The sequence below is a fragment of the Bradyrhizobium canariense genome (assembly GCF_018130465.1).
GTDB lineage: Bacteria > Pseudomonadota > Alphaproteobacteria > Rhizobiales > Xanthobacteraceae > Bradyrhizobium > Bradyrhizobium canariense_C.
The window spans coordinates 228,209-247,520 of sequence record NZ_JAFCKJ010000003.1 but is presented as its reverse complement, the minus strand read 5'-3'; the positions used below and the strand labels follow the sequence as shown (position 1 = coordinate 247,520).

The following is a 19,312-nucleotide window of genomic DNA, read 5'->3' as shown; positions in this document are numbered from 1 at the left end:
GGAGACATTCGAAGCCAGCACGACGGCGCGGCTGGGCGGGCGCTCACCAGAGGCCGGATATCCATTTGGCGCCTCGGACGGTCTCCCAGACCATCGTCGACTCAACCGCCAACACGACGATGCTGGCCAACAGCGCGATCGAGAGCAGGAGACCGTCCTCCTCAAGATAGGCCAGCGAGATCAGGGCGATCACGAGCGCGGGGACGACGTTGCTCAGAGGGATCGGCGTGAAGAGCAGGGTGATGTTCAGCAGCACAACGACGGCGCCGACAAGACGCTTGGTCGCATCAAGCGGAGTCGGCCAGCGCGGACGAATGACTCTCTCAAGATACCTCAGCACGGGCACAGCTCGCTGCACCAGCGCGGCAAGGTGCCGCGTCGGCAGTGGACGGACGGCGATGCGACGCGGGAACACCGGCATGTTCTGGCCCACGATCATCTCGAATGCGGGGATCATGAGCAGCAGGCCCGCGACGATCGAGACGCCCGGTGCAATAGCGACCACAGCGAGCAGCAACATGATGAGGCCGAAGGAGCGCTTGTGCAGACGGCCCATCAGCCAGCCCAAGGTAAAGTGACCCGCCGGCGCTTCGTCGTGCAGACGCTGCAGCAGGACCGAAGCGGGCACAAGCCCCGCTTCATCGGCGGGTGTTGTCAGCTTCGGCTGGCGCATCCCGATCTCCGGTCGTGCATGGTCGGGCTCGTTGGGACCCGGTCCGCTGCTGAAGGATACCTGGAATTGCGCCCGATCGATGCGGCCGATCCCGACGGGATCAGAGCCGACCCAGCAGCAGCAACACGACGAGGATGACCAGGATGGTACCGATGACACCCATCCCGCCGTGGCCAAAGCCGTAGCCGTAACCGCCAAAGCGGCCGCTGAAACCGCCAAGCAGGAAGATGACCAGGATAATGATGAGGATAAGTCCGATCGACATTGTCTGACTCCCTTGGTGGACCTTGTGGATATTGGGTCTTCGGTCGTCCGAGCTTCGTGCGCGATTGTCATGCATACGGCGACGACTGCGAGCGGCGTCACCGGGAAAGAGCCGTGCTACTTCTTCTCGATTGAAACGCCGCGCTCGCCGATGCTGATCTCGACGCCAGTGGTTTTCTGTCGTTCCCGGTAGACTTGATAACCCAGGACCGCCACCACGACGGCGAGCGCGCCGGTGACGAGATAGAGTATGTTGCGAGACATTGTCCGGGAATCCCAGTTTACGTGCTTCGCTTTGATGCCATTGCCCCGATCAAGGTTCGCCGGCGGCCGATCCCAAGCAAGTTCCTGATGATCTTGTGACGAGGTCGGCGAAGCCTAGTTGACTTACATCAAAGATGGAGGCGGTTCGAAACGACACCCTCACCGTGTTCGGATCGTCAGCAGCCAGTCGTCGAGCCGTTGCAGCCAGCGCCGAGGCGGAGGTGGAGCAGGGGGCGGTTTGAGCTTGAGGCGGTCACCGTCACGTCCATGAACGAGCTGGAGCGTTCGGGTGTGGTAGACGGCAAGATCCGGCCGGTGACCAATGCTCAACACGGTGGTCTGCTTCAGCTCGTCATCAAACAGGCGCATGACGCGGCGCTGGCTGTCTTCGTCGAGCGCGGCTGTCGCCTCGTCGAGAAAGACCCACCCCGGCTTGTGCAGGAGAAGCCGCACAAAAGCGAGGCGCTCCTGTTCGCCAAGCGAAAGCTCCTTGTCCCAGCGCTCAGTGATGTCGAGCTTGGGAATGAGACCGCCGAGATCGCACCGCTCCAGGGCTTGTCGCACATCCGCATCGACGAAGGCGTCGGGCGGGCTCGGATAGCTCAGGGCGTTTCGCAGCGTGCCCAGCGGCAGGTAAGGACGCTGCGGCAGGAACGCCATGGCGCCTGGCGCAGGCGTGAGGATGACCCCGGACCCCCACGGCCAGAGGCCCGCCACCGCGCGAAACAGGGTCGATTTTCCTCGTCCGGTGTCGCCAACTATCAGCACCCGCTCGCCGGGAGTGATGCTGACGGTCGCATCATCGATGACGATATGCCCATCCGGCAGGAGGATGCGCACGCCCTCGAAAGCGAGATGCCCCTCCGGGTGCAGCGCGCGCTTGATTTCCTCCGCGCCCTGTTCGATCGCAGGCAGGTTGTCGAGGGCCTCGCGAAACCGTGCGACCCGGTGGACCGCTGCACGCCAGTCGGCGAGCCGTGAAAAATTATCGACGAACCATCGCAGCGCCAATTGTACCTGGGTGAACGCGCCCGCCACCATGATCAGGCCGCCCAGCGTCAGCTTGCCGCCGAAATAAGCCGGTGCGGCCACCAGGATCGGAACGACCAACGACAGCCAGCCAATGCCCGACGTGATCCAGGTCAGGTGAGCGAGCGAGGAGGATATCCGCCGCATCGTGTCCACGACAGCCGCGAGCGCGACCTCGAGATGCCGCCGTTCGTCATTTTCCCCGCCATGCAGCGCGATGCTCTCGCCGGACTCGTTGACCCGAACCAGCGCGAAACGGAATTCCGCCTCACGTGCATATCGCTCGCCGTTCAGGGCAATCAGCGGCCGCCCCACGATCCAGGTCAGGCAGGAGCCGATCGAGGCATAAGCGAGCGCGCACCAGACCATGTAGCCGGGAATGGCGATGTCGTAGCCCGCGACCTGGAACGTGACTTGCTCCGAGAGAGTCCAAAGCATGCCGACGAAAGCTATGAGCTGAAGCAGGGAATAGACGATACCGCAGCCGAGGTCGGCGGTGTAGTCGCCCAAAAGGCGCGTATCCTCCTGGATGCGCTGGTCCGGGTTGTAACCATACTCGCCGGCAAAGCCGAGCTGATAGACGCGCAACGGCTTGAGCCACTCGGCCAGGAGGTGACGGGTGATCCATTCGCGCAGTCGAAACTTCAGACGCTCCTGGAGAAAGGTGTTTGCGACCGTGAGCGCCAACAAAATAGCGATGATGACGACGAACGTCTGGAGATCGTGAACGAAGCCCGACAGGTCCTTGCGGCCGACGGCGTCGAAGAACCGGCCGTTCCAATCGTTGAGTTGGACTTGTCCAAACATGTTGGCAATGGTGACGACCGTCGAGGCCACGAAGATCGCGATCACGCGCCGTCCGCCTTCGGCACGTATACGCGCGAACACGCCCATGTCCCGGGCAAGATTGAAATCGTGCGTTGGCGCAGCCTTGATGCGTGCGTCCGCGAGAGGGGGTCTGGCCGCCGCGTCCGGCATGATAGGTATTAGAGGACGGGCGGCCTGCGGCATGCCATCCTCACGGGCAGGGATGTCGCCGACCGTCGTAGCCGAGATATCTGCCGGAATACGGGTTGTTCATGACAGCAATCCCAAGTGCGTTTTCGGGTGGCACGGCCGTCTTCAGTGCAGCCGGCGCCTTCGGAAAGAACGCGTCATAGTGATCCGGCAATGCTTACGCGAATTGATCCAGCGCAACGTGCGAGCCTCAATCGGACGGACTTGATTTTGCTCATCGGAGACGTTTGCGAAGCGACTCATTGCGCCCGAGCGAGAGCCGATCCTTCAACGGCTGTTGCCGCTGGCGGGGATCAATTGGCGATAGCTCTAAGACGTGACAAGAACTTCTACGAACATCCCGGCGAAGGCTCCGGTGCTACCGACGAAACTGCCGGACACCGGGATCGTCTGCCGGATATCGCGCGCGACCGCGACCGGGATCAGATTGAAGCCGCCAAGGCTACGATTCGTCGGGTCGAAGGTGATCCAGCCGGCTCCCGGTACGAAGACCTCCGCCCACGCATGGGTTGATCCCGCACCGCTCGATCCGACGCTCTGTTGTTCCGGATTGAAAAGGTAGCCGGAGACGATTCTGGCTCCGAACCCGAGCATGCGTGCCGCTTCGGTGAACAATACCGCGAAATCGCGGCATGACCCCCAGCCACGATTCAGGGTTTCTATCGGCGTTTGAGTGCCTTCATCCTCGCGGCTCTGATACCGCACAGCTTCGGAGACACCAACGCTGAGGTCCTTTAGGAGCGACAGCGTGTCAGTCCGAGTTCCTCGAACGAACATTCCTGCCCAATTTCGCAGGACCCCCGCCGGGTCCGGGAACTGGGGGAGGGCCAGGGCGCCGAGATCGGTCCAATCGTCGTCAGAATAGCGAAATGGGTAAGACATGGCCGAGACAGCGATATCGAACACCGGCCATGCAACCGCGTCGAGCTGAAGCTCCGCGACGCTGGCGATCACCAGATTGGAGGCTGTCGTCTGAAACGTGGCGATCGCGATTGCATTGCCGAACACATCGTGCGCCCAGGTCAAGGCCGCATGCGGCGTCACCGTGACGTTGCTCGAAATCAAACGAAGTTCGCGGCTTTCGCGCGGACGAAGCATCAAGCGGTGAGGCGACAGACGCACATGTTCGTTGAATCGATAGGTTGTCGTGTGAAGAACCTTCAGCTTCATCAACGAAAGCTCCAATCGACGGCAGCGTCGGATCAGGACCCTGATCGGTGGTCCTCTCGGGCCGTGCTGAACCTACCTATGCAAATTTCGATCCAGGCGATCGCTGCGCTAAAGCGCGCCGCCTCCGAGATTCCAGCCGCGGCCGCCTTCGCCAAAAATCTCGTAGCCCGTCGCCGTCACTGCAACCGTATCCTCCAGCTTGATAAACCCGCGCTTCGGATGCTTCATCGTGGTCTCGATCGACACCACCATGCCGGGCTCGAGCGGAAGCCGCGCATCCGTGTCGTCGTAGGGGATCGGACCTTTGGCAGTCAGGCGAGGGGCCTCGTGGCTGACCAGGCCCATGCCGTGGGCCAAAAACTCCGTGCAGTCGCGCTGGGTGATCTGGGCAAGCTGCCGCTCCGCCGCGACGTAGATGTCGCCGCCCATGGCGCCGGGCCGGACCGCGGCGAAGGCGGCGCGCTGGACCGCCTCGATCTCGGCCAGACAGTCCTTCAACTCGGCGTCGGGGTCACCGAGCACGGCCATACGCGCGAGGTCGCCGATATAGCCGTGATAATTGCCGCCGGAATCGAGCGACAGCACGTCTCCTTGCTCCCAGCGCTGCGCCGACGGCGCCCGATTGTGGCTGTTGCCGCAGGCGAGCAGGCAGTACTCGAAGGTCAGCCCGCGGTTGGCTTCGGCGATCCGCAAGGCGTCCGACAATTGCTGCTTGGTCGTGCCCGGCCCGTGCCCGGCGATCACCTCAAGCATCGAGGCGATCACCAGCTCGGACGCGGTCTTGAGTTTTGCAAGCTCGTCCGCCGACTTCACCGCGCGCAGCCGCTCCAGCACCAGCAGCGCGTCCTTGAGCTCGGCGCCGGGCAGGGCGTCACTGAGCGCCCGGCCCGCGTCCATCGGCAGGAACGCCATCTCGACCCCGACCCGCTTCAGGGGCACGCCGGCGTCGCGGATCAGGCTTACGGCCCGCGTGATCGCATCGACCGAGCCGTTGGACTCGGTCCGGACCTGCGCCACCCATGGCGGCGCAACGCCGCGCTGATGGGTCTCCAGCCGATGCCCGACATAGACCGCTTTGCCGGGCGCGCCCTTGGGATAGACCAGGACCGGCAGATAGCGGCTGACGCCGAGCGCATCCATGTAGTCGAAGAAGATCGCGCGCTCGGCACCCAGCAGGTACTGCACATTGTGCTTGGAGGTCGCGACCAGGACGTCGAGGCCGGCGGCCTCCATCAGACGGTCGAGCTTGGCGGCGTCGAATGGAATGGCGCGCGAGCGGTCTGCGCGGCCGACGTTCTCCTGCATGACAAACCTCCCAATGCTGCCGTGGCACCAACCGCTGCGTCGGTTTGCCCGGGGCTTGTTGACGGCAAGTGTGAGCCGAGAGAGGGGTTCTGGGTAGGTGCGGATTTCTCTGGCCTGATCTGCACAGCCATATCCATGATTCGCATAAGGTATATTATGGAATATATTTATATACAATCAGATCAGTTATTTAGCGGGAATTCCTACCACAGCGCCTTCGCTCGTCGTCCGTTTTCGATCCGGCCGTCGCACGTTGTCCCGGCTCCCGACGGCTACGGCCCTTGCCTCCGAAAGCCGATATTGCCGTGACGATGTCTGACTGCAATAAGCGAAGCTTCGCGAGATCGCAGATGACCTTCTGACCTTCCGTCCGTATAGGTTTGCATCTCAGAACAACAACAAACTTTCCGAGGAAGCAGACCCATGAGCTTTTCCCGCCGCACGCTTCTCAAGGCCTCCGCCGCGACCGCGGTCCTGGGCGGCCTCAGTGCGCCCCATGTGGCCCGCGCCCAGAGCGCCGAGTTCTCCTACAAATACGCCAACAACCTGCCGGACACCCATCCGCTGAACGTGCGTGCCAAGGAAATGGCCGCGGCGATCAAGGCCGAGACCAACGGCAAGTTCGACCTCCAGATCTTCCCGAATAACCAGCTCGGGTCCGACACCGACATGCTGAGCCAGATCCGCTCCGGCGGCGTCGAGTTCTTCACGCTGTCGGGGCTGATCCTGTCGACCCTGGTGCCGGCGGCCTCCATCAACGGCATCGGCTTCGCGTTCCCGGACTACGATACGGTCTGGAAGGCCATGGACGGCGATCTCGGTGCCCATGTCCGCGGCGAGATCAAGAAGGCCGGCCTCGAGGTCATGGACAAGATCTGGGACAACGGCTTCCGCCAGACCACGTCCTCGTCCAAGCCGATCACCGGTCCTGACGACCTCAAGGGCTTCAAGATCCGCGTGCCGGTGTCGCCGCTGTGGACCTCGATGTTCAAGGCGTTCGACGCAGCGCCAGCCTCGATCAATTTCAGCGAGGTCTATTCCGCGCTCCAGACCAAGATCGTCGAGGGTCAGGAGAACCCGCTGGCGATCATCTCGACCGCCAAGCTCTATGAGGTGCAGAAGTACTGCTCGCTGACCAACCACATGTGGGACGGCTTCTGGTTCCTGGCCAACCGCAAAGCCTGGAGCAGCCTGCCGGAGGATGTGCGCGCCGTCGTCGCCAAGAACATCAATGCCGCCGCGGTCAAGGAACGTGAGGACACCGCCAAGCTCAATGCCAACCTCCAGCAGGAACTCGCGGGCAAGGGCCTGACCTTCAACCAACCGACGGTCGCGCCGTTCCGCGACAAGCTGCGGACCGCCGGCTTCTATGCCGAGTGGAAGGGCAAATATGGCGATCAGGCCTGGGACCTGCTGGAGAAGGCGGTCGGCAAGCTGTCGTAACGCGTTGGGGCCGTCATGGCTCATGTCGAGGTTCAGGTGACCGAAGTGGTGGGCGAGGCGACTGTTCGGTCCCCTCGCCGACCTTCGTTGCTGGCCTCAACGGAGCGCGCACTCGGCCTTCTCGTCGAAATCCCGGCGGCGATCCTGGTCGTCGCCGAGATCGTGATCCTGTTTGCCGGCGTGGTCGCGCGCTACGGCCTGCACCGGCCGCTGATCTGGTCGGACGAGCTCGCCTCGATCCTGTTCCTGTGGCTCGCCATGCTGGGCGCGGCGGTCGCGTTCCGCCGATCCGAGCACATGCGCATGACCGCGGTCGTCGCCAGCGCCAGGCCGGCAACGCGGGCCTGGCTCGATCTGGTGGCGACCTGCGCGGCGCTGAGCTTCCTGGCGCTGATCGTCTGGCCGTCCTGCGACTACGCCTACGAGGAAAGCTTCATCACCACGCCGGCGCTCCAGATCTCCAACATGTGGCGCGCCGCGGCACTCCCGGCCGGTATCTGCCTGATGGCGGCGTTCGCGCTGTTGCGGCTGCTGCGCGCAGCCGACTACCGCATGGTGCTGACGGCCGTGGTGACTGTTGCTGTCGTCGTCGGCTTGTTCTGGCTGGCACAGCCTTATCTGCGGCCGCTCGGCAACCTCAACCTCGTCATCTTCTTCGTCGGCGTCGCCGGCTTCTGCGTCTTTGCCGGCGTTCCCATCGCGTTCGGCTTCGGGCTCGCCATCTTCGGCTATCTGGCGCTGACCACACGCACGCCGGTCATGGTGCTGGTCGGGCGGATGGACGAGGGCATGAGCCACCTCATCCTGCTCTCGGTGCCGCTGTTCGTGTTCCTGGGGCTCCTGATTGAAATGACCGGTATGGCACGGGCCATGGTGGCGTTCCTGGCGAGCCTGCTTGGCCACGTCCGCGGCGGGCTGCATTACGTCCTTGTCGGCGCCATGTATCTGGTCTCCGGCATCTCCGGCGCCAAGGCCGCCGACATGGCGGCGGTCGCGCCCGTGCTGTTCCCGGAGATGAAGCAGCGTGGCGCCAAGCCCGGCGACCTCGTCGCGCTTCTTGCGGCCACCGGCGCGCAGACCGAGACCATTCCGCCGAGCCTCGTGCTGATCACGATCGGATCGGTCACCGGCGTCTCGATCGCCGCGCTGTTCACCGGCGGCCTGTTGCCCGGCGTGGTGCTCGCGATCACGCTGTGCATGCTGGTGTGGTGGCGCTACCGCCACGAGGACATGAGCCATGTCCGCCGCGCCACAGGTGGCGAGATCGGCAAGACCTTCATCATCGCCCTGCCCGCGCTCGCGCTGCCCTTCGTGATCCGCTACGCGGTGGTCGAAGGCATCGCGACCGCCACCGAAGTCTCCACCATCGGCATCGTCTATGGCGCCCTGGTCGGCCTCCTCGTCTACCGCCGCTTCGACTGGCGGCGGCTGTTTCCGATGCTGGTCGAGACCGCCGCGCTGTCGGGCGCGATCCTGCTGATCATCGGCACGGCCACCGGCATGGCCTGGGGCCTGACCCAGTCCGGCTTCTCGCGCTCGCTGGCGTCGGCCATGACCGGATTGCCGGGTGGCGCGGCGACCTTCATCGCCGTCTCGATTCTGGCCTTCACCATCCTCGGCAGCGTGCTGGAGGGCATCCCGGCGATCGTGCTGTTCGGGCCGCTGCTGTTTCCGATCGCGCGAGCCGTCGGCGTGCACGAGGTCCACTATGCCATGGTGATCATTCTCGCCATGGGTATCGGGCTATTCGCCCCGCCCTTCGGCGTCGGCTATTATGCCGCCTGCGCCATCGGACGCGTCGATCCGGCCGAAGGCATCAGGCCGATCTGGGGCTATTTGCTGGCGCTGTTGGCGGGATTGATCGTCGTCGCTGTCTTTCCGTGGATCTCGATCGGATTCCTGTAAGCCGGCGCGTGAGGGAGGTGTCGATGAGCGAGCGGCAGAACCAGTACAATATCGGCCTCGAGAAGACGCCCGCCAACTACGTGCCGCTCAGTCCGTTGAGCTTCCTCGCGCGCAGTGCCGCGGTCTATCCCGATCACGTCAGCACGGTCTACGAGGGGCGCAGCTTCACCTGGCGCGAGACGCATGAGCGCTGCAGGCGCTTTGCTTCGTATCTTGCCGGCAAGGGCATCGGCGTCGGTGACACCGTCGCGGCGATGCTGCCGAACATTCCGGCGATGAACGAGGTGCATTTCGCCGTCCCCATGACGGGTGCCGTGCTCAACGCACTGAACATCCGGCTCGATGCGCCTTCGATCGCATTTCAGCTCGGCCATGGCGGCGCCAGGATCATCCTGGTCGATCCGGAATTTTCGGAGGTGATCACCGATGCGCTCGCCCAGATGACCGGACCGAAGCCGCTCGTGATCGACGTCGACGACGCCGCATTCAAGGGCGGCAGGCGCATCGGCGAGATCGAGTATGAGGCTGCCGTCGCGCAAGGCGATCCGAACTTCGCGGCGATCCCGCCCGGCGACGAATGGGACGCGATCGCGCTGAGCTACACCTCGGGCACCACGGGAAATCCCAAGGGCGTCGTCACCCATCATCGCGGCGCCTATCTGAATGCGGTCAGCAATATCCTCGCCGGCAATCTCGGCCAGCATCCGGTCTATCTCTGGACGCTGCCGATGTTCCATTGCAACGGCTGGTGCTTCCCCTGGACCATCGCGGCCGCGAGCGGCGTCAATGTCTGCCTGCGCAAGGTCGAGCCGACGAAGATCTTCGAGCTGATCAAGCAGCACGGCGTCACCCACATGTGCGGCGCGCCGATCGTCTACAACACGCTGATCAACGCGCCCGATGCTCCGAAGGGCGGTGCCGCGCGCCGCGTCGTCGGCCTGATCGCCGGTGCCGCGCCGCCCGTCGCGGTGCTCGAAGGCGCCGAGAGCATTGGGATCAAGCTGACGCACGTCTACGGCCTGACCGAGGTCTACGGCCCCGCCTCCGTCTGCGCCGAGCAGCCCGGTTGGGACGATCTGCCCGCAGCCGAGCGCGCCAGCCTGAAGCGGCGGCAGGGCGTGCCCTACCCGCTCGAGGAAGGCGTCACCGTCATCGATCCGCAGACCATGAAGCAAGTGCCGCGCGACGGCGAGACCATCGGCGAGGTCATGTTCCGCGGCAACATCGTGATGAAGGGCTACCTCAAGAACGACAAGGCGACGAAGGAAGCCTTCGAGGGCGGCTGGTTTCACACCGGCGACCTCGGCGTGCTCGACGCGCACGGCTACGTCATCATCAAGGATCGCTCCAAGGACATCATCATTTCCGGCGGCGAGAATATTTCCTCCGTCGAGGTCGAGGACATCCTCTACAAGCACCCGGCGGTGCTGTTCGCCGCCGTGGTCGCAAAGCCCGATCCGAAATGGGGCGAAGTGCCCTGCGCCTTCGTCGAGCTGAAGGACGGCGCGAGCGCGAGCGAAGCCGATATCATCGCCTTCTGCCGCTCGCATATGAGCGGCTTCAAGACGCCGAAGGCCGTCGTGTTCGGGCCGATCCCGAAAACGTCGACGGGAAAGATCCAGAAATTCCTGCTGCGCAACGAAGCGGGATCGGCGAAGGCGATCTCGGCCTAAGCTTGGCTCGACCTCCGCGGCGGTTGGATGTCGCCGCGAAGTCGTTGCGCAGTTTTGGCGACTCGGGTTCGCCGAGGCCCGTCGTCCTCACATCTTCTTGTAGGCGTCAATCAGCGCCTGGCCGTCGGGCCCTGCCTTCTTGAGCCAGTCGGCGGTGAGCTGTTCGCCGATCTTCTGGAAGCCGGCCTTGAGCGCGGGGGTCGGCGGCTCGACAGTCATGCCCTTGGCCTTGAGCTGATCGATGTACCAGGTGCTTTTGTCCTCCCAGGCCTTCCAGCCGCGCGTTTCCGCGGTCGCGGCGGCCTTGAGGATGGCCTCCTGGGTCGGCTTGTCGAGCGCGTCGAACGCGGCCTTGTTGACGAAGGTGTAGTCTTTCGGGATCCAGGCTTGCACGTCATAGAAGTACTTCAGCGACTCCCATGCCTTCGCATCGTAGCCCGTGCCGCCCGACGACATGAAGGAGTTCACGACGCCGGTCGCAAGTGCCTGCGGCAGCTCGGCGGCCTGGATGGTGACGGACTGTGCGCCGACCAGCTCGCCAATGCGCGCGGTTCCAACGTTATAGGCCCGCCATTTCAGGCCCTTCATGTCTTCGATCGTCGCAAGCGGCTTGCCGACATAGACGCCCTGCGGCGCCCACGGCACGACGAACAGGAGCTTGAGACCCTGCGCATCGAGCTTCTTGGCGATCAACGGCTTCGACGCCTGATACAGCTTCATTGCATCCGGGAAGCTGGTCGCCAGAAACGGCACGACGTCGACCCCGAATACCGGATCCTCGTTCTCGTGGATCGACAGCAATACTTCGCCCATCTGCGCCTGCCCGGTCATCACCGCGCGCTTGATATCGGGTGCCTTGAACAACGAAGCGCCGGGATGAACCGTGATCTGGAGCTTTCCGGACGTGGCGGCTTCGACGTCCTTGGCGAATGCGACCAGATTTTCCGAGTGCGGATTGTCGGCCGGATACGCTGCCGGCAGATTCCATTTGGTCTGAGCCAAAGCGGGTGTCGCGGCCAGCATGACGCCGGCTATCAGGCCTGCACGGGCAAGACGAGACTTCATCGGACTTCTCCTCACGGTCAATTTGAAATTTGGCGCGATCAGTCGGGGAAAGCGAGCTTGGGCAGAAACAGAACGATCTGCGGATACTCCGTGATGATGAACACGGCGACCAGCAGGAGGACAAAGAACGGGAATGCCGCCCGCGCAACAGTGAAAGTGTCGCGCCCGCTCATGTTCTGGAGCACGAACAGATTGAAACCCACCGGCGGCGTGATCTGCGCCATCTCGACGTGAATGATGAGATAGACGCCGAACCAGACCAGGTCGAGACCGGCCTGCTTGACCATCGGCAGCACGATCACGGCGGTGAGGACGATCATCGAGATGCCGTCGATCAGGCAGCCGAGGATGATGTACATGATGCTCAGATACAGCGCGAGCATGCCCGGCGTGAGCTGTTGGCCCTGGACCCAGGTGGCGAGTGCCGCGGGAATGCCCGTATAGGCCATCGCAGCCGTGGTGTAGGCCGCGCCCGCCAGGATCAGCATGATCATGCAGGTCAGGCGCGTCGCGCTCATGATGCTTTCGAGGAAGTTCCTGCGCGTGAGCGTGCCGCTCCACCACGCCAGCAGCAGCGCGCCCGTGACGCCCCACGCGGCGCATTCCGTCGCCGTCGCAAAGCCGAGCACGAGCGAGAGGAAGACCGCCAGGATCAGCAACAGGCAGGGCGCAAGCCTGGCCGACTCGCGCAGCTTCTGGCGAAACGGCATCGGAGGATCGCGCGGCGGAATCTTCTTCGGGTTCAGCAGCGACCAGATGATGATGTAGCCGGAATAAAGCACCATCACGAGCACCCCCGGCAGAAAACCGCCGAGGAAGACCTGAAGCACGGAGACATTCGCCGTGACCGCATAGACCACCATCGGGATCGACGGCGGGATCAGGAGTCCGAGCGTGCCGGAGCCCGCGAGCGAGCCGAGACTCAAGCCCTTGTCGTAGCCGCGCTTGTCCAGTTCGGGCAGCGCGATCTTGCCGATGGTCGCACAGGTCGCCGCCGACGAGCCCGACACCGCCGCGAAGATGCCGCAGCCGATCACGTTGACATGAGTGAGGCGCCCCGGCAGCCATTGAACCCAGGGCGACAGGCCCCGAAACATCTCCTCGGATAATTTGGTGCGGAAGAGGATCTCGCCCATCCAGATGAACAGCGGCAGCGCGGCCAGCGTCCACGACGAGCTGGCGCTCCAGGTCGTGGTAGCGAGCACCGCGCCGAGCGGCAGACTCGTGGTCAGCGCCATCGCCACGAATCCGACGAGGCCGAGCGAGACCGCGATCCAGACGCCGCTTCCCAGCAGCAGGATCATGACGCCGAGCAGGACGAACGACAGCTCGATCATGCCGAGATTGGCCATCGTCAACCTCCGCCGCCCTGCGAGATGCGTTCGATGAATTCGTCCGGTGTCTCGTCCGGCGAGCCCTTCTCGTAGCTCGGCCGGTTGCCGCCGACAACACTGACCATTTCATCAATGAGCGCGATCGACAGGATCACAAGTCCGCCGGCAAACCCGAGCTGCGGAATCCACAGCGGAAGCGCGACGACGCCCTGCGCCACGTCGTTGAAGCGCCAGGAATCGTAGGTCATCTGCACGGCATGCCGGGTGAAATAGAGGATGAAAGAGGTGGCAATACCGAGCGCCACGACCTCCGCAACCTGCTTGGTGCGCCCGTGCAGGCGCTCCAGTAGCAGGCCGACGCGGATCATCTCTCCGCGCTTGAAGGTGTGAGCGAGGCCGAGGAAAGCCATCGCGGCCATGCACCAGGAGGCGAAGTCATCGCCGGCGGGAATGTTGATCGCAAACTGGCGCCCGACCGACATGATCATCATGATCGCGAAGATCGCAACCATGAAGACGCCGGCGGCGTAGCCCGCACCGAGATAAAGGAGATCCAGCGCGCGCCGCACCAGTCCCCGGTTCGTTACATCGTCCCCTGCCAACGCGATCCCCATCCTCACACGAGGCGATTCAAACGGTCCCGGCTCAAACGGTCCCGGAGACGGCACATCGCGCGCCAGTCCTGCATGAATATCGCCCCTGCCCCAGCGCCTGTCTTTCAGACGTTAGATCAACATGATGGGGCCGGCGCAAGCAAGGAGTATGCCGGCCTGTGCCGGAATGACCACCGCAGGTTCAGCGCGTCTCCAGCCGCAGCCCGTCATACGCGGGCACCACGCCCGCCGGCAGCGACTGGCGGATCACCTCGTAATCGACGTCGGCGGTCATGTTGGTGATGACGGCGCGCTTCGGCTTGAAGCGCTCGATCCAGGACAACGCGTCGTTGATGCTGAAATGGCTGACATGGCTGGTGTAGCGCAGGCCATCGACGATCCAGAGATCCAGATTTTCCAGTGCACCCCAGCTCTCGCGCGGGATGTCGTTGAGGTCGGGTGTGTAGGCGGCATCGCCGATGCGATAGCCGAGCGCGGGAATGTTGCCGTGCTGCACCAGGAAGGCGGTCATCGTCACTGCGCCGCCCTTCCCCAGGATGGTCTGGCTTTCACCGGCCTCGATCGAATGCCCCGTCAGGATCGGCGGATAGTCGCTGCCCTCCGGCGAGACGAAGCAATAGGAGAACCGCGACATGATGTCGTTCGCAGTCGACTGATTGAGATAGGTCGGAATCCGCCGGCGCATGTGCATCACGACCGAACGCAGATCGTCCATGCCGTGGGTCTGGTCGGCGTGCTCGTGGGTCAGGAACACTGCATCGATGTGGTCGACATTGGTCGAGAGCAATTGCTCGCGCAGGTCAGGCGAGGTGTCGATCACGATACGCGTGGTGCCGTCGCCCGATGTCTGCTCGACCAGCAGCGAACAGCGGCGGCGGCGGTTCTTGGGATTGTTGGGATCGCAGGCGCCCCAGCCGAGTGCCGGGCGCGGCACGCCAGCGGAGGAGCCGCAGCCCAGGATCGTCAGCGTCAGCGTCATGCGGCCCCCAGTTCTAAGCTTTCACCCTGGAGAACAGGCGAAAGAAGTTTTCGCTGGTCTGGCGCGAGATCTCGTCGAACGACACGCCACGTGTTTCGGCCAGCACTTTTGCGACTTCGACCACATAGGCCGGTTCGTTGCGCTTGCCCCGGAACTTGCCGGGCGCAAGGTAGGGCGAGTCCGTTTCAACCAGAATACGGTCGGACGGCAGTTCGGCCGCAAGCGCGCGCAAGGCCTCGGATTTCTTGAAGGTCAGGATGCCCGTGAAACCGATATAGAGCCCGAGCGACACCGCCTTCAACGCCAATTCGCGCCCGCCGGTGTAACAATGCAACACCGCGCGAAACGATCCCTTCGTAGCTTCCTCTTCCAGGATGCGACCGCAATCCTCGTCCGCCTCGCGGGTGTGGATCACCAGCGGCAAGCCGGTGGCGCGGGCGGCGGCGATGTGGGCACGAAAGCCCCTCGCCTGCGCCTCCGGCGAGCCGTTGTCATAGAAATAGTCGAGCCCGGCTTCGCCGAGCGCGACGACCTTGGGATGCTGCGTCAGCGCGATCAGCTCGTCCGGCGCGATGCCGTCTTCCTCATCCGCGTTATGCGGATGGGTGCCGACCGAGCAATAGACGTCGTCGTAGCGCTCGGCGATGGCCAAAAGCTGGTTCAGCTTTCTCACCCGCGTCGAGATCGTGACCATGCGGCCGATGCCGGCCGCTCGCGCGCGCGACACGATCCCGTCGAGATCTTCCGCAAAGTCCGGAAAATCCAAATGGCAGTGGCTGTCGACCAGCATCGCGCGAGCGCCTTACGCCGCCGGCTCGATGTAGCGCGGAAACGCCGGTGTCGGCGCCGGCAGCGTCGATCCCGGCGCGATGCGCCTGGCGCCGCCGAGCATGACGAAGTTGCGCTCGGACTCGGGGACGCCGAGGCTGTTCAACAGCAATCCCGAGGCCGTCGGCATCACCGGTTGGGCCAGGATCGCGATCTGGCGCACGACTTCGGCGGTAACGTAGAGCACCGTTCTCTGCCTGACAGGATCGGTCTTGGCGAGCGCCCACGGCGCTTCGCCCGCGAAATAGCGGTTGGCTTCCGCGACCACGGCCCACACGGCATTGAGCCAGTGATGGATCTGCTGGCTCGCCATCGCCTCGCGTGACGCGGCGAGCATGCCGTCCGCCATCGTCAGGATCGCCTTGTCGTTGTCGCTGAATTCGCCGGGCTCCGGGAGCACGCCACCGAGCTGCTTGGCGATCATCGACAGCGAGCGCTGCGCGAGGTTGCCGAGATCGTTGGCGAGATCGGCATTGATGCGCGCGACGATGGCCTCGTGATTGTAGTTGCCGTCCTGGCCGAACGGCACCTCGCGCAGAAAGAAATAGCGCATCTGGTCGACGCCGTACTGGTCGGCGAGGTTGAAGGGATCGACCACGTTGCCGACCGACTTCGACATCTTCTCGCCCCTGTTGAACAGGAAGCCATGCGCATAGACCCGCTTCTGCACGGGAATGCCGGCCGACATCAGGAACGCGGGCCAGTACACCGCGTGGAAGCGGATGATGTCCTTGCCGATGATGTGCACGTCGGCAGGCCAGTAGCGCCAGTTCTTGTCGCTCTCGTCGGGGAAGCCGACGCCGGTGATGTAGTTTGTGAGCGCGTCGACCCAGACATACATCACGTGCTCTTCGTCGCCGGGGACCTTGACGCCCCAGTCGAACGTCGTGCGCGAGATCGAGAGATCGCGCAGGCCGCCCTTGACGAAGCTCACCACCTCGTTCTTGCGGGAATCCGGCCCGATGAAATCGGGACGATCCGCGTAGAGCTTGAGCAGCTTGTCCTGATAGGACGACAGGCGGAAGAAGTAGCTCTTCTCCTCGACCCATTCGACCGGCGTGCCCTGCGGTCCGAGCCGCACGCCGTCGTCATTCAGGCGCGTCTCGTCCTCGGCGTAATAGGCTTCGTCGCGCACGGAATACCAGCCGGCATAGGTATCGGCATAGATGTCTCCGTTCGCTTCCATGCGCCGCCAGATCTCCTGGCTGGAGCGATGATGCTGCTCCTCGGTGGTGCGGATGAAGCGGTCGAACGACACGTTCAGGCGCTCGTCCATCTCCTTGAAACGGCCGGCATTGCGGGCCGCCAGCGCCGACGGGGTCAGGCCCTCGCTCTGTGCGGTCTGGATCATCTTCAGACCGTGCTCGTCGGTGCCGGTCAGGAAGAACACGTCCTTGCCGTCGAGGCGCGCGAAGCGCGCCAGCGTATCGGTCGCAATCGCCTCATAGGCGTGGCCGATATGCGGACTGCCGTTGGGATAGGCGATCGCGGTCGTGATGTAGAAGACGTTGTCGCGCGCGGGGACGGCCACGGGCGTGTTGGCCTGCGGCGCGGCGACGGGCTTCGGCGCGCGCGGTGCCTTGGGTTTGATAACCTTCGGCGGCGTGGCGACAGGAGCCGGTGCTGCGATCACGGGAGGCGCAATCACCTTTGCCGTCTTGGCCGTTTTTTTCGCCGGAGCCTTGTTCTTCTTTGGGGCCTTGTTCCTAAGGGCCTTGGCTGGCTTGCTGGCGGCCTTTTGCTTTGAGACCTTCCTTGCGGCGACAACCTGTTTCTTCGCAGCCTTCTTGCCGGTCCTTCTTGTCGCCTTCGCACCGCCTTTTTTCACGCCCTTCTTGGCGGCGGCCTTCTTCGTCTTCTTGACCTTCTTGGCAACCTTGCGCGCCTGCGCCTTCACAGCCTTCGCGGCTTTCTTCGCAGCCTTCTTCTTGCTGCTCTTGCCTTTGGCGGTTTTCTTAGCTCGCGCTGCCACGACGAATTCCTTTACCGGCTTCTCGAAATTTGGAAACGAACCTGCGCCTAGCGCGTTGCGTCCGCCAGCCAGCCGAACACCGAGAAAACCAAGGGCTTTCGCTCCAGATTGTAGGTTTCGGTGTCGCGCGCGGCGCGGACGATCTTTTCCCATACCTCAGCTAGGCGCGCAAGGCGCGGCAGGTTCTGGTTGGCATTGGCCTCGTCGGCGTGCAGGCGTTCCGCGATCCAGCGATCGATACCGTCGATGAAGGCGGCAAGCGCAACGCGGTCGCTGGTGCCAAGCGAATCGCCGAGTGTGTGCAATTCGCGCGGATCGACCTGCGGCAGTCGCGCCAGCAGCGCGGCCGTGCGTTGCTGGAGCTTCAGGGCGTCACCGCCGAGCAGCGTCAGCGTCCGCGCGACGCTGCCCTCGGAGACCTCCGCTGCTTCGCGCAACGCCGGATCGTTCGGGTCGAGATCGGCGGCTGCGGCGGCTGCACCAATCACATCGTCGGTTGCGAGTGCGCGCAGGCGCAGCTTGCGGCAGCGCGACTGGATTGTGGCGAGCACGCGCGCCGGCGCGTGGCTCACCAGCAGGAACAGCGATTGCTGCGGCGGTTCCTCGAGAATCTTCAGCAGCGCGTTGGCGGCATTCGGATTGAGCTCGTCGACGGTGTCGACGATGCAGACACGCCAGCCTTCGGCCGCTGCAGTCGAGCCGAAGAAGCCGATCGTCTCGCGCGTCTCGTCCACGGTGATCACGGTGCGCATCACGCCACGGTCGTTGGCGGTGCGCTCCAGCGTCAGCAGGCCACCATGCGAGCTCGCCGCAACCTGCCGCGCCACGGCATCGTCCGGGTTGATGGCGAGGTCTTCGGCGCGCTGCACGGCGGACGCCGACGGCTGCCCGTGAGCAAGCACGAAGCGCGCCATCCGATACGCCAGCGTCGCCTTGCCGATGCCTTGCGGCCCGCCAATCAACCAGGCATGCGGGATGCGCCCGCTGCGATAGGCGACAAGCAGCGCGGTCTCGGCCTCGCGATGGCCGAACAGAAGGCTCGTCTCGCGCGGATGAGAAATGGCGGTTTCGCGCTCGGTCTGACGCGGGCTCATACCGACACCACCGATGCCGGCGTCGGCAGGAGGCGATCGCGCAGCGCGGTCCAGACGCGTCCGGCAACCGTATCGGGATCGGAATTGGCGTCGATCAGCACGCAGCGCGCGGGATCGTCCGCCGCGATCTTGCGATAGGCTTCGCGCAGGCCCTGATGGAAACCGAGCTTCTCGGCCTCGAACCTGTCCGGCGTGCCGCTGCCGCGGCGTGCGGCCGCGCGCTGCAAGCCGATCTCGACCGGCAAGTCGAGGATGATGGTGAGGTCCGGCTTGAGATCGCCGATCGTGACCCGCTGCATTGCGTTGATCAGCGCCGCCGGCACGCGGCCGAGGCTGCCCTGGTACGCCCGCGTCGAGTCGGCGAAGCGGTCGCACAGCACCCAGGTGCCCTGGTTGAGCGCGGGCTGGATCAGGGTGCGAACATGGTCGTCGCGGGCGGCCGCGAACAGCAGCGTCTCGGCCTCAGGTCCCAGCAGCTTGCCCATGCCTGACAGCACCAGATGCCGCATGATCTCGGCGCCCGGCGAGCCGCCCGGCTCGCGCGTGACGAGGATGCGCATCCTTGCCGCCTTGAGACGGTCGGCGAGCTTCTTGATCTGGGTCGACTTGCCCGTCCCCTCGCCGCCTTCAAAGGTGACGAAGCGTCCGCGTCCGGACGGCCACTTTACCGCGCTTTCACTCAT

The 19,312-nt window shown here is 64.1% G+C and carries 18 protein-coding genes; 3 read left to right on the top strand and 15 right to left on the bottom strand.

Annotated features, from left to right (window positions below):
- Positions 1–43: 43 nt before the first annotated feature.
- From JQ591_RS09930 to JQ591_RS09900, 7 genes are all read right to left on the bottom strand, one after another.
- Positions 44–673, bottom strand: a complete 630-nt coding sequence (locus JQ591_RS09930; protein ID WP_211395828.1) for an exopolysaccharide biosynthesis protein — start codon at positions 671–673, stop codon at positions 44–46.
- Positions 674–773: 100 nt separating this feature from the next.
- Complete coding sequence (locus tag JQ591_RS09925) at positions 774–938, bottom strand: DUF3309 family protein (protein ID WP_211395827.1); 165 nt, start codon at positions 936–938, stop codon at positions 774–776.
- A gap of 116 nt (positions 939–1,054) precedes the next feature.
- Positions 1,055–1,201 (bottom strand): hypothetical protein, encoded by a 147-nt coding sequence (locus tag JQ591_RS09920; RefSeq protein WP_211395826.1) that lies wholly within the window; start codon positions 1,199–1,201, stop codon positions 1,055–1,057.
- Positions 1,202–1,360: 159 nt separating this feature from the next.
- Complete coding sequence (locus JQ591_RS09915; protein ID WP_211395825.1) at positions 1,361–3,118, bottom strand: ABC transporter ATP-binding protein/permease; 1,758 nt, start codon at positions 3,116–3,118, stop codon at positions 1,361–1,363.
- 130 nt (positions 3,119–3,248) lie between these two features.
- Positions 3,249–3,311 carry a BA14K family protein gene (locus tag JQ591_RS35735; protein WP_433995202.1) on the bottom strand — a complete coding sequence of 21 codons (63 nt, stop codon included), beginning with the start codon at positions 3,309–3,311 and terminating at the stop codon, positions 3,249–3,251.
- 245 nt (positions 3,312–3,556) lie between these two features.
- Positions 3,557–4,420 carry a transglutaminase family protein gene (locus JQ591_RS09905; RefSeq protein WP_211395823.1) on the bottom strand — a complete coding sequence of 288 codons (864 nt, stop codon included), beginning with the start codon at positions 4,418–4,420 and terminating at the stop codon, positions 3,557–3,559.
- A 105-nt stretch (positions 4,421–4,525) separates the two neighbouring features.
- Entirely contained in the window at positions 4,526–5,722 is a 1,197-nt protein-coding gene (locus tag JQ591_RS09900) for a M24 family metallopeptidase (protein WP_211395822.1), read from the bottom strand.
- Positions 5,723–6,145: 423 nt separating this feature from the next.
- Between JQ591_RS09900 and JQ591_RS09895 the strand changes: the two genes are divergently transcribed.
- Genes JQ591_RS09895 through JQ591_RS09885 form a run of 3 tightly spaced genes read left to right on the top strand, consistent with a single transcriptional unit; the run spans position 6,146 to position 10,743 of the window.
- Positions 6,146–7,165, top strand: coding sequence for a TRAP transporter substrate-binding protein (locus JQ591_RS09895; protein WP_211395821.1), 1,020 nt, complete (start codon positions 6,146–6,148; stop codon positions 7,163–7,165).
- Between the two features lie 15 nt (positions 7,166–7,180).
- Complete coding sequence (locus tag JQ591_RS09890) at positions 7,181–9,070, top strand: TRAP transporter large permease (RefSeq protein WP_211395820.1); 1,890 nt, start codon at positions 7,181–7,183, stop codon at positions 9,068–9,070.
- 23 nt (positions 9,071–9,093) lie between these two features.
- Positions 9,094–10,743, top strand: a complete 1,650-nt coding sequence (locus JQ591_RS09885; RefSeq protein ID WP_211395819.1) for an acyl-CoA synthetase — start codon at positions 9,094–9,096, stop codon at positions 10,741–10,743.
- A gap of 87 nt (positions 10,744–10,830) precedes the next feature.
- On the opposite strand, the gene JQ591_RS09880 is transcribed toward JQ591_RS09885, so the two are convergent.
- The 8 genes from JQ591_RS09880 to tmk all read right to left on the bottom strand — a co-directional run bounded on the left by JQ591_RS09880 (position 10,831) and on the right by tmk (position 19,312).
- Complete coding sequence (locus JQ591_RS09880; RefSeq protein ID WP_211395818.1) at positions 10,831–11,808, bottom strand: TRAP transporter substrate-binding protein; 978 nt, start codon at positions 11,806–11,808, stop codon at positions 10,831–10,833.
- Between the two features lie 38 nt (positions 11,809–11,846).
- Positions 11,847–13,160, bottom strand: a complete 1,314-nt coding sequence (locus tag JQ591_RS09875) for a TRAP transporter large permease (protein WP_211395817.1) — start codon at positions 13,158–13,160, stop codon at positions 11,847–11,849.
- 2 nt (positions 13,161–13,162) lie between these two features.
- Positions 13,163–13,756 (bottom strand): TRAP transporter small permease, encoded by a 594-nt coding sequence (locus tag JQ591_RS09870; protein WP_211395816.1) that lies wholly within the window; start codon positions 13,754–13,756, stop codon positions 13,163–13,165.
- Positions 13,757–13,937: 181 nt separating this feature from the next.
- The gene (locus JQ591_RS09865) at positions 13,938–14,735 is read right to left on the bottom strand and encodes an MBL fold metallo-hydrolase (protein WP_211395815.1); all 798 of its coding nucleotides are present in this window, start codon (positions 14,733–14,735) and stop codon (positions 13,938–13,940) included.
- A gap of 13 nt (positions 14,736–14,748) precedes the next feature.
- Positions 14,749–15,525 carry a TatD family hydrolase gene (locus JQ591_RS09860; protein ID WP_211395814.1) on the bottom strand — a complete coding sequence of 259 codons (777 nt, stop codon included), beginning with the start codon at positions 15,523–15,525 and terminating at the stop codon, positions 14,749–14,751.
- A gap of 12 nt (positions 15,526–15,537) precedes the next feature.
- Positions 15,538–17,535 (bottom strand): methionine--tRNA ligase, encoded by a 1,998-nt coding sequence (gene metG / locus JQ591_RS09855; RefSeq protein WP_211395813.1) that lies wholly within the window; start codon positions 17,533–17,535, stop codon positions 15,538–15,540.
- 47 nt (positions 17,536–17,582) lie between these two features.
- Positions 17,583–18,629, bottom strand: coding sequence for a DNA polymerase III subunit delta' (locus JQ591_RS09850; RefSeq protein WP_211395812.1), 1,047 nt, complete (start codon positions 18,627–18,629; stop codon positions 17,583–17,585).
- Positions 18,626–19,312, bottom strand: a complete 687-nt coding sequence (gene tmk, locus JQ591_RS09845) for a dTMP kinase (RefSeq protein WP_211395811.1) — start codon at positions 19,310–19,312, stop codon at positions 18,626–18,628. Before tmk ends, JQ591_RS09850 begins: the two co-directional genes overlap by 4 nt.

Excerpts from the sequence above, each read along its gene's own strand:
- JQ591_RS09900 (WP_211395822.1), bottom strand. The coding sequence starts at position 5,722 with ATGCAGGAGAACGTCGGCCGCGCAGACCGCTCGCGCGCCATTCCATTC.
- JQ591_RS09890 (WP_211395820.1), top strand. The coding sequence starts at position 7,181 with ATGGCTCATGTCGAGGTTCAGGTGACCGAAGTGGTGGGCGAGGCGACT.
- JQ591_RS09895 (WP_211395821.1), top strand. The coding sequence starts at position 6,146 with ATGAGCTTTTCCCGCCGCACGCTTCTCAAGGCCTCCGCCGCGACCGCG.
- JQ591_RS09925 (WP_211395827.1), bottom strand. The coding sequence starts at position 938 with ATGTCGATCGGACTTATCCTCATCATTATCCTGGTCATCTTCCTGCTT.
- JQ591_RS09850 (WP_211395812.1), bottom strand. The coding sequence starts at position 18,629 with ATGAGCCCGCGTCAGACCGAGCGCGAAACCGCCATTTCTCATCCGCGC.
- JQ591_RS09865 (WP_211395815.1), bottom strand. The coding sequence starts at position 14,735 with ATGACGCTGACGCTGACGATCCTGGGCTGCGGCTCCTCCGCTGGCGTG.
- JQ591_RS09930 (WP_211395828.1), bottom strand. The coding sequence starts at position 673 with ATGCGCCAGCCGAAGCTGACAACACCCGCCGATGAAGCGGGGCTTGTG.
- JQ591_RS09870 (WP_211395816.1), bottom strand. The coding sequence starts at position 13,756 with ATGGGGATCGCGTTGGCAGGGGACGATGTAACGAACCGGGGACTGGTG.
- JQ591_RS09860 (WP_211395814.1), bottom strand. The coding sequence starts at position 15,525 with ATGCTGGTCGACAGCCACTGCCATTTGGATTTTCCGGACTTTGCGGAA.
- JQ591_RS09920 (WP_211395826.1), bottom strand. The coding sequence starts at position 1,201 with ATGTCTCGCAACATACTCTATCTCGTCACCGGCGCGCTCGCCGTCGTG.
- JQ591_RS09885 (WP_211395819.1), top strand. The coding sequence starts at position 9,094 with ATGAGCGAGCGGCAGAACCAGTACAATATCGGCCTCGAGAAGACGCCC.
- JQ591_RS09880 (WP_211395818.1), bottom strand. The coding sequence starts at position 11,808 with ATGAAGTCTCGTCTTGCCCGTGCAGGCCTGATAGCCGGCGTCATGCTG.
- tmk (WP_211395811.1), bottom strand. The coding sequence starts at position 19,312 with ATGAGTGAAAGCGCGGTAAAGTGGCCGTCCGGACGCGGACGCTTCGTC.
- JQ591_RS09875 (WP_211395817.1), bottom strand. The coding sequence starts at position 13,160 with ATGGCCAATCTCGGCATGATCGAGCTGTCGTTCGTCCTGCTCGGCGTC.